A 12,922-nucleotide genomic window follows, 5' to 3' on the forward strand; every position below is an offset into this window, starting at 1 on the left:
CGGCTCAGCCGTTCGTCCGCCGCGGCGGCTCGGCGCCGACGGCCTCGCGGTGCCACCGCAGTGAGGCGCTCGTCGCCGTCGTGAGTCGGTGGACGGCCCTCAGCTCGCCGTCGGTGACGTCGGTCATCACCGCATCGGTGCTCCGCCCGAGCGGCGGGACGAACACGGCCACCGCGGCACCGTGATCGGCACGGTGCAGGCCGGCGGAGGCGTGACCGATGTGCTGGCGGGCGTCCGTCGCGTACCGCCGGAGGTTGTTGGTGATCTCCACGATCAGGTGCTCACGTCGCGGTTCGCACCGCCGGCACATGCCATGACCTGCCATGTGTCCCGCCGCATCTCCTTGTCCGCTCTCGGTTACCGCACAGCGACCGGCGATCGCGTTGGCCATGCTCTCGGCGTTGCCCGCGCTCCCGGCGGCCCACCCTCGCCCGCGTGGACCGGACGGGCCACGCCCTAGTACGCCAGGCAGGCGCAGTCGGTCATCAGGGCGCGGACGTTCCGCACGTACTGCGGGTTGGGAATGCTGAGCGGCTCGCCCTCGCGGGCGACCGCCCCATGCCCGTAGTTGTAGCCGGCGATCACCGCGTTGAGCAGACATGAGTCCAGCTCGCGGGTGCACAGTGCGGCGTCCAGCCGGTAGTCGGCCTCGAAGTACATGTCGCCGATGTACTTCGTCAGCCAGGCCAGGTAGGTGGCGCCGAGGTAGGCGTTGCCGCGGTAGTCGTGCACATCGTAGCTCTGCCCGAACCGCTGGTTCATCCAGTCGGCCGTCGCGGGCATCACCTGCATCAGCCCGATGCCGCCGTCGCAGGCGACGATGTTCGACTGCCAACCGCTCTCCTGCCAGGCGGTGGCCTTCACCAGGTCCGGTGGGATCCGGATGTCCGGCGCGGAGGTCGGCCAGTACGTCTTCGCCGCGGCGTCGGCGAGCGCCACCTTCACCTGGGGCCGGCCGGTCTGGGTGCCCTCGTAGCGGGGGGTGCAGGCGGTCGACGACGGCTTCGGTGGCAGCGGCGGCGTCTGGGTCTCCGCCGGCGGCTTCGCCACCGGCCGCGGGGCGGTGGCCCGGGTCGGCTTCGACATCGGTTTGGCGCTGGGGCTGGGGCTGGAAGACACGCTGCGCCGGGGTGCCGCTCCCATCGACTCCCGTGCGGCCGGTGTCGTGGCGGCGACGGGAATCTCCGTGGCCGCCACGCCGGCCGTATCGGCGGTCGCCCCGAACGGGGCAGCGGCCTCCGGCGCGGCGGCGCGGTCCCCGGCGCAGCCGGCGAGCGCAGCGAGCACCAGCACCGCCGCGAGCGCGAGTGCGCCGGCTCGACCTACCCCCATGTCGTCTCCTCCCCTTGATTGACCGCCGCACCGTAACAGGGATCAACGGTCCGGCGCCGCCCCGTGACGGACCGGTACGTCGGCCCGCGCCGCCCGGCCCGGAACGGGGTCGCGTCGCGTTCAGACGTCGTCGGTGTTGGCGCGGGCCGACGGCTCCGGGGCGGCCCGGGCGACCGGCAGACCCTCGGTAGGGGCCGCGGGTGACAGGTCGACGGTGGCCGGGTCAGGACCGACCGCCCGGTCCCGGGTCGCCCACGCCACCACGAACACAGCCGTCCACGCCGCGCCGAGCAGCACCCCGGTCAGGGCGCTGCTGGCGGTGCTCAAACCCAGGTAGAGCCAGGCGCCACCGACCCCGACGACCCCGGCGGCGGCAACCGTCCACGCCATGACCGCCACCGGCCACCGGGCCCCCCGGGAGAGCAGCCACGCGAGAGTGCACAGGCTGGCGGTGACCACCGCGCTCCGCGTCGGAAACAGTACCGGCGGGCCGGACCCGGTGGGCCGGACCAGGTCGGCCGCCACCGCCAGCACCACCAGCGGCACGAACGCGCCAGCGGTCCCGAGCACGCTGAGCAGGTCGGCCCGCCAGGGGCGCTGGCGCCAGGCCACCAGGGCCGCCACCACCGCCACCACCACGATCAGCACCGGGCCGCGCAGCACCGACACCACCGCGAGGGCCACCTCGACGGCCTCCGGGGTGCGACGGGCGGCGAACCAGTCGGCGATCGCGCCGTCGACCACCGACAGTCCGCTGCGTCGGACGACCGCACCGAGCGTCCAGGCGACGACGACCCCGGCCAGCAGGAGCAGCAGCAACCCGGCGACCAGGTTGAGCAGCAGCGTCCACGCCGATCCGATGTGTATGGCGAGCAGGAAGAACAGCAGGCCGTACCGCCCCGTCAGCCAGCGCACCGGCGGAAGCGCAGCTGCCCGGGCCAGCAGCACCCGCACCGGATCCGGGTTGCGGCCCAGCCAGCGCCCGGTCAGCAGCACCGCGACCATCGCGCCCAGCAGCACCAGTACCGCGCCGGTGGCCCTGCCGAGCAGGTGCGACACGGTCTCGTAGGACTCGCCGGCCAGGTTCCCGGCGATCACCGAGCCGGCCACCCAGGTCGCCCCGCCGGTGAGGTTCCACGGCGCGAACCGCCGGTACGGCATGTTCGCCGCGCCCGCCAGCCGGGGCACGAGGGTGCGGGCGAACGCCACCCACCGGGCGGTGAGCACGCCCCGGCCACCGAGCTTCCCGAGCATCGCGTCGGCGCGACGCCACCGATGCGGGCCGATCCGGGCACCAAACCGGCTGGCGCGCAGCCGCGGCCCGTACCGCCGGCCCGCGCGGAACGCCGCCGCGTCGCCCGCCGCCGCTGCGATTATCATCACCAGCAGCGTCGGTCCGAGCCGGAGGGTTCCGGTGTAGGTGAGGAAACCGACCAGCAGCAGGGTGGCCTCCCCCGGCATCACCAACCCGACGATGAGCGCTGTCTCCGCTGCGACGATCAACGCGGCGACCAGCAGGATCAGCCCGGACGGCAGCTCCTGCAGCGCGCTCAGCAGCTCGTGCACCAAGGCCCCCGGGTCACAAGGGCCAGCTTGCCAGCGACGGGACGCGAGTGACAGGAGTTTCCGCCCCGATCGGGGGCAACCCCGGGGGTGACCCCGACGCCGCCCCGGATCGGCGCAGGCGGGAGGATGGAGCCCATGCAGCTGCGCACCGATCTCCGCAACGTCGCCATCATCGCTCACGTCGACCATGGCAAGACCACCCTGGTCGACGCCATGTTGCGGCAGGCCGGCGCCTACGGCGCCCGGGGTGAGGTGACCGAGCGGGTGATGGACTCGATGGACCTCGAGCGGGAGAAGGGCATCACCATCCTCGCCAAGAACACAGGTGTGCGGTACCTGCCGGCAGACGGCTCCGACCCGGTGACGATCAACATCATCGACACCCCCGGGCACGCCGACTTCGGTGGCGAGGTGGAACGCGGTCTCACCATGGTCGACGGCGTGGTGTTGCTGGTCGACTCCAGCGAGGGACCGCTGCCGCAGACCCGGTTCGTGCTGCGCAAGGCCCTCAAGGCGCGGATGCCCATCATCCTGGTGATCAACAAGGTGGACCGCCCGGATGCTCGGATCAAGGAGGTCGTGGACGACACCTACGAGCTCTTCCTCGACCTGGACGCCGACGAGGAGCAGATCGACTTCCCGATCGTCTACGCCTGCGCCCGCGACGGCATCGCCTCGCTGACCCAGCCGGCGGACGGCTCGGTGCCCAGTGACAGCCACAACCTCGAGCCACTGTTCCGCACCCTGCTCGACACCATCCCGCCGCCCGCCTACGACGAGAACGCCTCGCTGCAGGCGCACGTCACCAACCTGGACGCCTCGCCGTTCCTCGGTCGGCTCGCGCTCTGCCGGGTGCGGCAGGGCACCATCAGCAAGGGCCAGACCGTGGCCTGGTGCCGCACCGACGGCAGCAACCAGCGGGTACGCATCTCCGAGCTGCTGATGACCGAGGGCCTCGAGCGCAAGCCGGCCGAGTCCGCCGGTCCGGGCGACATCATCGCCGTCGCCGGCATCCCCGAGATCATGATCGGCGAGACGCTCGCCGACGCGGACGATCCGCGGCCACTGCCGTTGATCACCGTCGACGAGCCGGCCATCTCGATGACCATCGGCACCAACACCTCGCCACTGGTCGGCCGGGTCAAGGGCGCCAAGGTCACCGCCCGGATGGTCAAGGACCGGCTCGACAAGGAACTGATCGGCAACGTGTCGCTGCGGGTCCTGCCCACCGAGCGTCCCGACGCCTGGGAGGTGCAGGGCCGTGGCGAACTGGCGCTGGCGATCCTGGTCGAGCAGATGCGCCGCGAGTCGTACGAGCTGACCGTCGGCAAGCCGCAGGTGGTCACCAGGGAGATCGACGGACGGACCTGCGAGCCGGTGGAGCGGCTGACCATCGACGCGCCCGAGGAGTACCTGGGCGCGATCACCCAGCTGCTGGCCACCCGCAAGGGCCGGATGGAGCAGTTGGTCAACCACGGCACCGGCTGGATCCGGATGGAGTGGCTGGTGCCGGCCCGGGGCCTGATCGGATTCCGCACCGAGTTCCTCACCGAGACCCGGGGCACCGGCATCCTGCACCACGTCTTCGAGTCCTACGAGCCGTGGTTCGGCGAGCTGCGGACGCGCCCCAACGGCTCGCTGGTAGCCGACCGGTCCGGCGCCGCCACCGCGTTCGCGATGACCAACCTCCAGGAGCGCGGCCAGCTCTTCGTCGAGCCCGGCACCGAGGTTTACGAAGGCATGATCGTCGGGGAGAACTCCCGCTCCGACGACATGGACGTCAATATCACCAAGGAGAAGAAGCTCACCAACATGCGCTCCTCCACGGCGGAGGAGACCGAGAAGCTGATCCCGCCACGAAAGCTGTCGCTGGAACAGGCGCTCGAGTTCTGCCGGGAGGACGAGTGCGTCGAGGTGACCCCGGCCGCGGTTCGTATCCGCAAGGTGCTGCTCGACCAGACGCAGCGGGCCCGCGCCGCCGCCCGCCGCAAGCACACCGGCTGAGCCGTCGGGCCGGCGATCGCCAGAAGGGGCCTCCGCACGCCCGTGCGGCGTCGCGAAGGGGCCCCTCGTCACCGGCTACCCTCGGTGGGTGATCTTCGACGAGCTCGACGCGGAGCTGGACCGGGTGCCCCGCACGGTCTCGGCGTACGTCGGCCGGCTCGACGCTGCCCCCACGTGGACGCGGCACCCGGACGCCACCCACTACGCGGCGAGCACGATCAAGGTGGGAGTGCTGGTGGCGCTGCACCGCGCCGCCGAGGCCGGCCACCTCGACCTGGACGCCCCGGTGCCCGTGCGCAACGAGTTCGACTCCGCGCTGCCCGGCGCGCCCCGCTTCTCCTGCAACCACGACAACGACGAGGCTGTCTGGGCCCGGGTGGGGGGCACGGCCCGCCTGCGGTGGCTCGCCGAACGCATGATCGTGCGCTCCAGCAACCTCGCCACCAACCTGGTCATCGACCATGTCGGCCTGCCCGCCGTGGCCGACGTGTGGCCCCGCGCCGGCGCCCGGCACAGCTGCACCGGGCGCGGCATCGAGGACTTCGCGGCCCGCGACGCCGGCATCACCAACCTGGTCACCGCCGCCGACCTGGCCGCCCTACTCACCCGCCTGGCGCACGGCGCCATCCGGCCGGGCCCGCTGGCCACACCGCGGAGTTGCACCGCGATGCTCGACACCCTTGCCGCCCAGGAACACCGCGAGGACCTCGCCGCCGGGCTGCCCCGGGGCACCCGCGTCGCGCACAAGAACGGTTGGGTCCGCGGCGTCCGGCACGCGGCCGGCGTCGTCTACCCCGGCGACGCCGCCCCGTACGCCGTCGTCGTCTGCACCACCACCGACCCCGCCGACGGCGGACCGAGCGGCATGAAGATCGAGGACGACGCCTGCCGCATCATCGTCGACATCTCGGCCCGCGTCTGGGCCGCCCGGCACGACCTGCGCTGATCCCCGGCCGGGATGGCAGAAGCGGCCGGCGCCGCCTACGCTACTGCCCACCCCCGGCCGCGAGGAGAGCCACCCATGCCGTCCCGCCGTGCCTTGCTGGTCGCGTTCGCCGTCGTCACCACCGGTAACCTCGTCGCCAACGCCACCGGCGACGCCACCGGAGAGCTGCTGACCAAGCCGCTGCTGATGCCACTGCTCGCCGCGTACCTCTGGCGCTGCGGAGCCGACCGCGGCGGCCGACCCGACCGCCTGATCCTCGCCGCGCTGGCCTTCTCCACCGGCGGCGACGTGGCGCTACTCGGCGACGGCGACGCCTTCCTCGTCGGGATGGCGCTCTTTCTCGCCGCCCACCTCTGCTACGTCGCCGCCTTCACCCGCGGCGGCGCCGCCAGGCTGCTCCGCCCGCCGCTGGTCGCCGTGTGGGTGGGGTACGCGACGCTGACCGTCGCCGCGCTCGGCTGGGTGTGGCCGGGGCTCGCCGACGCAGGTCTCGCGCTGCCGGTGGCGGGATACGCGGTGGCGCTGGCCACGATGGCCGGCACCGCAGCCGCACACGGCTGGCGTGTCGGTCTCGGCGGCGCCCTGTTCCTCGGCTCCGACCTGCTCATCGCCACCGGCATCGCCGGGGTGGGTACCGTGCCCGGCCCACCGATCTGGGTGATGGCCAGCTACGCCGCCGGTCAGGCCCTGATCGTCACCGGCTGGGCCGCCCGCGGCTCCACCCCGACGGCGTTCACTCCAGCAGCCGCGTCCGCAGCCCCGTGACGACCTCCTCGTCCAGCCCGAGCCCGTCGCGCAGGTACGCCTCGAACGAGCCGTGTACCCGCCGCACCTCGTCGTACGCGGCGTCGAGGTACTCGCCGCGCACCTCCAGCACCGGGCGCACCGCGTCGACGTCCCGCTCCGGCTGTCGCCGACGCATCGCAGTCACGATCACCTCGCGCAGGCTGTCGGTCAGCGGATTGTTGGCCAGGTAGTCGGCGCGGATCGCCGCCTCATCCACCCCGAGTGCGTGCAGCAGCACCACGGTCAGCCAGCCGGTGCGGTCCTTACCCGCCGAGCAGTGGTAGAGCAGGGGCAGATTCTCCGCCCGCGCGGCCAGCCGCACGGCCGTGCCGAAGCCGACCCGCGCCGACTCCCCGGTTACGAACCAGCGGTAGATCGCCGCCATCGCCGCCGGGGTGCCCTGCCCGGCCAGCTCCGCGTACGCCCCGAGGTCGTGGCCCAGCAGCACCGCCGACACGTAGGTGAAGACCGGGTGCGCCGCGTCGTAGACCGGTAGGTGCACGACCCGCGGTTCCTCCGGCAGCCGGTCCGGCGGTGCGACCGCCTGTTCCGAGCTGTCCCGCAGATCCACCACGCAGGCCGGCCCGAGCTTGGCCAGCACCGGCAGGTCCTCGTCGGTCAACCGGCCCAGCGCCGGAGTGCGGAGGAGCACTCCGGGGCGCACCCGCCGTCCGTCCACCCCCACCAGTCCGCCGAGGTCACGTGCGTTCGGCGCGCCCACCAGCTGCCAGTCACGGGCCCTCATGCCACCGCCTCGTCGCGCTCGGCGGCGGGCCGGCCCGGCCGTTCTGGTGACCTGCTCGCTCATTCCGGCCTCCCCATCGCCGACGTGTCACCTTACAGGGTGCCCGACATGACGATCGTCGCGATACACGCGTACCGGGCTCTTGACGCCCCGGCACAGCCCGTGAGCCGTGCCCGCGTATCCGACGGCCCGGTACGCTACCCGGCCTCGCTCGGCCCGACCGGCCACCGGCCGACCGGGGCGCCGACCGCCCCACCGGCGTGCTCCGCCGCTCGGACGCCTCAGCCGCGGGCCCTGACCAGCTCCCGACGGCGGTCCCGGGACGACTTGGCCAGACTCGCCGCGGTCGCCAGCAGCAGGGTGCCCAGGATGACGGTCAGCGAGAGCCAGATCGGGATGTGCGGCGCCCAGGCGACGGGCTCGCCGCCGTTGACGAACGGCAGGCGGTTGTCCGCGAGGGCCTCCAGCACCAGCTTGACACCGATGAAGCCGAGCACCACCGCGAGGCCGTAGCTGAGGTAGATCAACCGTTCCAGCAGGCCACCGAGGAGGAAGTAGAGCTGCCGCAGCCCCATCAGCGCGAACACGTTTGCGGTGAAGACCAGATACGGCTCCTGGGTGATGCCGAAGATGGCCGGGATCGAGTCCAGCGCGAAGATCAGGTCGGTCGTGCCAATCGCGATCATCACGATCAGCATCGGGGTGAAGAGCCGCCGCCCGTTCTCGTGCGTGGTGAGCCTCGCGCTGTCGTAGTCCTGGGAGATCGGCAGTGCCCGGCGGCTCCACCGGATCAGCACGTTCTCGGTGAACTCATCCTCCTCCGGCTCGCCCTGCCGAGCGAGGTTGACCGCGGTGTAGATGAGGAACGCGCCGAAGATGTAGAAGACCCAGGAGAACTGCGAGATCAGCGCCGCGCCGGCGGCGATGAAGCCGCCGCGCATGACGAGCGCGAGCGCGATGCCGACGAGCAGCACCTTCTGCTGGTACTGCCGGGGCACACCGAAGCGGGCCATGATTATCACGAAGACGAAGAGATTGTCGACCGAGAGGCTGTATTCGGTGAGCCAGCCGGTGTAGAACTGCCCCGCCGCGCTCCCCCCGGACACCAGCCAGAGACCGGCGCCGAAGAGCAGGGCCAGGCCGACGTAGAAGCCGACCCACAGGCTCGACTCGCGCACACTGGGCTCGTGCGGACGCCGACCGATGATCAGCAGGTCCACGACCAGGATCGCGGTCAGTACGACGAGCGTCCCCGCCCAGACCAGTCCGGACACGTACACGGTTCATTCCTCCGGCAGACACGCAACGTCCGGCACACCGTACGCGCTCGGTGGGCTCGGCGTGCCGGCGACGTTGACTCTGGTGGCTGTCGGAGGTCTCTTCCGCCACCGTCCCGGATGGGGCGGCGACCGACGGGGCCGGGTCGTGCCGGCGGGACCGGCGGGACCGTGCTGACGACTCCATCGCGGGGGAGTACTCCCCTCCGTCCCGGTATTCTCCCCCACCGCGCGCGGCGACCGCACCTCGGGCGGCACGTGTCCCTCCCCACCAGTACGGGCGGGAACAGCGTGCCACATCTCCTACGGTGTCCTAGGAGGCTAACTCGGTCACTCGCGGCTCGCCTTCATTCGATCAAGCTAGCCCAACGGGAACCGGGCCCCGGGGTGACGGCTGCGCGGAGCACCGTGGGAGGCTGCGCGCATGGTGCTTGAGGTCGCGTTGATCGACGTGCTGCCGGGACACGAGGACGAGTTCGCCGCCGCGTACGCGAAGGGGCATCCGGTGCTCGCCGGCACGCCCGGCTGCCGTTCGGTGCGGATGACCCGGGGCGTGGAATCCCCGTCGCGGTTCGTGCTGCTGGTCGAGTGGGACTCGGTCGAGGCACACGACGAGAACTTCCGCGGCACCGAACGGTTCGCCCGGTGGCGCGAGCTCATCGGCCCGCACTTCGCCGACCCGCCGCTGGTCGAGCACTTCGTCGACCTGCCGGCCTGAATCTTTGTCGCACCTACCGCCTATGGTCCTGTCCGTAGCGTGCCGGCGGCCGGTCCCGACGGGCTCGGGGGTGCCGGGCCCGGCCGGCCGCGCGCTGCCCGCCCGTCCGACCGTTGCCGGCCGCGAGTGGCCGGTGCCTGGCTCCGGGGCCCCCGGAGTCAGGCACCGATCCGCCGGCCCAGCGCCGCGACCGTCTCGTCCTGGGTCAGCGCGGCCTCCAGCAGCCACCCGGTGAGCCGCTCGTAGCGGTCCACATCCGCCGGGGCGACCAGCCGGACGTCGGTGGTCAACGCCTCCAGCATCACCGTCCGGGGATCGGCCGGATCCGGGAACGAATAGCAGGAGTACGGCGTCAACGGCTGCACCGCGCCGCGCGCGGCGCGGTGCGGGGGCAGCAGGCGGACCGTCACGTTCGGCAACTCGGCCAAGTCGATGAGGTGACGCAACTGCTCACGCCACACCTCGGGCGGCGTCTCGCCGGGGTCGCAGGCGGCCTCGGCGAGCACCGCCGTATAGCGGGGCGGATCCTCTCGTCGCAACACGTCGTGCCGGATCAGCCGCGCCCGGACGTCCCCCTCCACATCCACCGTCGGGTCCACGAGGTGGCCGGCCATGATCCGCAGCCGGGCGTACGCCGGGGTCTGCAACAGCCCGGGCACGACGGCCGGCTGCCAGTCCACAATGCTCGCCGCACCCGCCTCCAGCTCGGCGTACGTGCGTTGCCGCTCCCCCATCTCGCCGAGGGCCCGCCACCAGCCCCGGCTGGTCGCAGCGTCCCGGGCGATGACGATGAGCAGGTCCCGCTGGGCCGGTGGCACCTGGTAGACGTCGAGCAGGTCCAGCACGTCGGCGAGGTCCGGGCGACTCTGGCCCAGCTCGATGCGTGAGAGCTTCGAGGTGGACGCCCACCCCAGCCGGTCGCAGACCTGCTCCAGGGTGAGCGCCTCCTGTCGGCGTAGTTGACGCAGCTCTGCGCCGAGTCGCGCACGTCGGATGACCGGACTTGTTGGCAACGGCATTCCCGCCTCCCCACCGAGGGAGAGTACGCAGGACGATCACCCAGCGCAATACAAACCTTGCGGAAAGCGACGACCCCTCGCCGGTAGCCCCAAACCCGGGACAGGTCGTCACCGAATCCATCCGCCCCGTGACAGGTCCACCGTCCCCACGGGACACCCCGTCGCGCAACCACCTGGGTCCCCACCCGAGCCCTCGTCGCCCGCCACACCGGACGCACCACCCGCACTTCCGTGGGTGCCACGAATGGTGGCGGGGACGGTCACCGGAGCTCACGTCACCCCGGCGGCGTCCATGCCCCGCAGCTCCTTCTTCAGCTCAGTGATCTCGTCGCGGATCCGGGCCGCGAGCTCGAACTGCAGCTCCCGGGCGGCGGCGAGCATCTGATCGTTGAGCTCCTGGATCAGCTCGGCCAACTCGGCCCGGGCCATCCCCTGCCGGGCCGGGTCGGCGGCCCGAGCCCGGCTGCGGGTCTCCTTGACCGGCGCCTTGCCCCGCGAGAGTTGCCGCACCGCACCGCCGACCCGGGTGTCGGTGTCCTCCGCCTCGCGATAGATGTCGTCGAGGATGTCGTGAATCTTCTTGCGCAGTGGCTCCGGGCTGATGCCGTACGCCTCGTTGTGCGCGATCTGCTTGGCCCGCCGCCGGTTGGTCTCCTCGATCGCCTCGGCCATCGACGGAGTTATCTTGTCCGCGTACATGTGCACCTGGCCAGAGACGTTCCGTGCCGCGCGACCGATCGTCTGGATCAGCGATCGACCGCTGCGCAGGAAGCCCTCCTTGTCCGCGTCCAGGATGGCCACCAGCGACACCTCGGGCAGGTCAAGGCCCTCACGCAGCAGATTGATGCCGACCAGCACGTCGTAGTCGCCCTTGCGGAGCTCGCGCAGCAGCTCGACCCGGCGCAGCGTGTCCACCTCGGAGTGGAGGTAGCGCACGCGGATGCCGTTCTCCAGCAGGTAGTCCGACAGGTCCTCGGCCATCTTCTTGGTCAACGTGGTGACCAGCACCCGCTCGTCCCGCTCGGTGCGCAGCTTGATTTCGTGCATGAGATCGTCGATTTGGCCCTTGGTCGGCTTGATGACCACCTCGGGATCGACCAGCCCGGTCGGGCGGATCACCTGCTCGACGTACTCCCCCTGGGCGTGCTCCAGTTCCCACGGGCCGGGGGTGGCCGACAGGAAGACCATCTGGCCGACCCGCTCCAGGAACTCGTCGAACCGCAGCGGCCGGTTGTCGGCGGCGCTGGGCAGCCGGAAGCCGTGGTCGATGAGCATCCGCTTGCGGGATGCGTCACCCTCGTACATGCCGCCGACCTGCGGGATGGTCACGTGCGACTCGTCGACCACGATGAGGAAGTCGTCCGGGAAGTAGTCGAGCAGACAGTGCGGCGGGCTGCCCGGCAGCCGGCCGTCGATGTGCATGGAGTAGTTCTCGATGCCGGAGCAGAACCCGACCTGCCGCATCATCTCGATGTCGTACGTGGTACGCATCCGCAGCCGCTGTGCCTCCAGCAGCCTGCCCTGCCGCTCCAGCTCGGCCAGCCGCTCGCCCAGCTCGGCCTCGATGTCGCGGATCGCCCGCTCCATCCGCTCCGGACCGGCCGCGTAGTGTGTCGCCGGGAAGATCAACAGGTGGTCCACCTCACGGACCACGTCGCCGGTGAGCGGGTTGAGGTAGTAGAGCTTCTCCACCTCGTCGCCGAACAACTCGATCCGGACCGCCAGCTCCTCGTAGGCGGGAATGATCTCCAGCGTGTCGCCCCGGACCCGAAACGTGCCCCGTTGGAAGGCCATGTCGTTACGCGTGTACTGGATGTCGACGAGGCGGCGCAGCAGTTGGTCGCGGTCCAGCTCCTGGCCGACAGCCACCCGGACCGCACGGTCCAGGTACTCCTCGGGAGTGCCCAGGCCGTAGATGGCCGAGACGGTGGCGACCACCACCACATCCCGGCGGGTGAGCAGCGACATCGTCGCGGAGTGCCGCAGCCGCTCCACCTCCTCGTTGATCGAGGAGTCCTTCTCGATGTACGTATCGGTCTGCGGAATATACGCCTCGGGCTGGTAGTAGTCGTAGTAGGAGACGAAGTACTCCACCGCGTTGTGCGGCAGCAGCTCGCTGAACTCCTTCGCCAACTGGGCGCAGAGCGTCTTGTTGGGGGCCAGCACCAGCGTCGGGCGCTGTAACCGCTCGATCAACCACGCCGTGGTGGCGCTCTTGCCGGTGCCGGTCGCACCGAGCAGCACCGTGTGGCGGTCGCCACGCCGGATCCGCCGTTCCAGGTCGTCGATCGCCGCCGGCTGGTCGCCGGCCGGCTGGAACTCGCTGACGACCTGGAAACGGCCGTCGAGCCGGGGAATGTCGAGCGCCATGACCTCCACGGTACGCCCGGGGTCCGACACTCCGGGCGGACTACCGATGTCCCTGATCAGCTTCGATATTCCCATTGAATGCCCCATCCAAGCGGGCTACGCTTTTTCGCGTAGGCCGCTCGCGGCGGCCGACCGGGCCGGTGGCCGGGCCGATCGACG

At 71.4% G+C, this 12,922-nt stretch carries 11 protein-coding genes; 4 read left to right on the forward strand and 7 right to left on the reverse strand.

The annotated features are described in order from the left end of the window. Positions 1 to 4: 4 nt before the first annotated feature. The 3 genes from QTQ03_RS09940 to QTQ03_RS09950 form a co-directional block, all read right to left on the reverse strand. Complete coding sequence (locus QTQ03_RS09940; RefSeq protein WP_289277740.1) at positions 5 to 325, reverse strand: hypothetical protein; 321 nt, start codon at positions 323 to 325, stop codon at positions 5 to 7. A 131-nt stretch (positions 326 to 456) separates the two neighbouring features. After that, positions 457 to 1,332 (reverse strand): lytic transglycosylase domain-containing protein, encoded by an 876-nt coding sequence (locus QTQ03_RS09945; RefSeq protein WP_289277741.1) that lies wholly within the window; start codon positions 1,330 to 1,332, stop codon positions 457 to 459. A gap of 120 nt (positions 1,333 to 1,452) precedes the next feature. Further along, entirely contained in the window at positions 1,453 to 2,898 is a 1,446-nt protein-coding gene (locus QTQ03_RS09950; RefSeq protein ID WP_289277742.1) for a DedA family protein, read from the reverse strand. A 135-nt stretch (positions 2,899 to 3,033) separates the two neighbouring features. Here QTQ03_RS09950 and typA point away from each other — a divergent pair, with 135 nt between their 5' ends. The 3 genes from typA (at position 3,034) to QTQ03_RS09965 (ending at position 6,613) form a co-directional block, all read left to right on the forward strand. Continuing rightward, positions 3,034 to 4,902, forward strand: coding sequence for a translational GTPase TypA (typA, locus tag QTQ03_RS09955; RefSeq protein WP_289277743.1), 1,869 nt, complete (start codon positions 3,034 to 3,036; stop codon positions 4,900 to 4,902). An 88-nt stretch (positions 4,903 to 4,990) separates the two neighbouring features. Next, positions 4,991 to 5,848: a serine hydrolase gene (locus QTQ03_RS09960; RefSeq protein ID WP_289277744.1), complete on the forward strand. Its 858-nt coding sequence runs from the start codon at positions 4,991 to 4,993 to the stop codon at positions 5,846 to 5,848. 75 nt (positions 5,849 to 5,923) lie between these two features. Continuing rightward, a complete protein-coding gene (locus tag QTQ03_RS09965) occupies positions 5,924 to 6,613 on the forward strand; it encodes a lysoplasmalogenase (RefSeq protein ID WP_289277745.1) in 690 nt (229 codons plus the stop codon). Here QTQ03_RS09965 and QTQ03_RS09970 read toward each other — a convergent pair. Together QTQ03_RS09970 and QTQ03_RS09975 are read right to left on the reverse strand one after the other, a co-directional pair. Further along, positions 6,582 to 7,379, reverse strand: coding sequence for a tyrosine-protein phosphatase (locus QTQ03_RS09970; protein ID WP_289280754.1), 798 nt, complete (start codon positions 7,377 to 7,379; stop codon positions 6,582 to 6,584). The genes QTQ03_RS09965 and QTQ03_RS09970 overlap by 32 nt on opposite strands. A 281-nt stretch (positions 7,380 to 7,660) precedes the next feature. After that, positions 7,661 to 8,659, reverse strand: a complete 999-nt coding sequence (locus tag QTQ03_RS09975) for a TerC family protein (protein WP_289277746.1) — start codon at positions 8,657 to 8,659, stop codon at positions 7,661 to 7,663. A 421-nt stretch (positions 8,660 to 9,080) separates the two neighbouring features. Here QTQ03_RS09975 and QTQ03_RS09980 point away from each other — a divergent pair, with 421 nt between their 5' ends. Beyond that, positions 9,081 to 9,374: an antibiotic biosynthesis monooxygenase family protein gene (locus QTQ03_RS09980; protein ID WP_289277747.1), complete on the forward strand. Its 294-nt coding sequence runs from the start codon at positions 9,081 to 9,083 to the stop codon at positions 9,372 to 9,374. Between the two features lie 158 nt (positions 9,375 to 9,532). On the opposite strand, the gene QTQ03_RS09985 is transcribed toward QTQ03_RS09980, so the two are convergent. Continuing rightward, on the reverse strand, positions 9,533 to 10,393 hold the full coding sequence (locus QTQ03_RS09985) for a helix-turn-helix domain-containing protein (protein WP_289277748.1): 861 nt from the start codon (positions 10,391 to 10,393) through the stop codon (positions 9,533 to 9,535). Between the two features lie 270 nt (positions 10,394 to 10,663). Beyond that, complete coding sequence (gene uvrB, locus QTQ03_RS09990; RefSeq protein ID WP_289277749.1) at positions 10,664 to 12,763, reverse strand: excinuclease ABC subunit UvrB; 2,100 nt, start codon at positions 12,761 to 12,763, stop codon at positions 10,664 to 10,666. Positions 12,764 to 12,922 lie beyond the last annotated feature (159 nt).

This window comes from Micromonospora sp. WMMA1363 (assembly GCF_030345795.1).
Taxonomy (GTDB): Bacteria; Actinomycetota; Actinomycetes; order Mycobacteriales; family Micromonosporaceae; genus Micromonospora.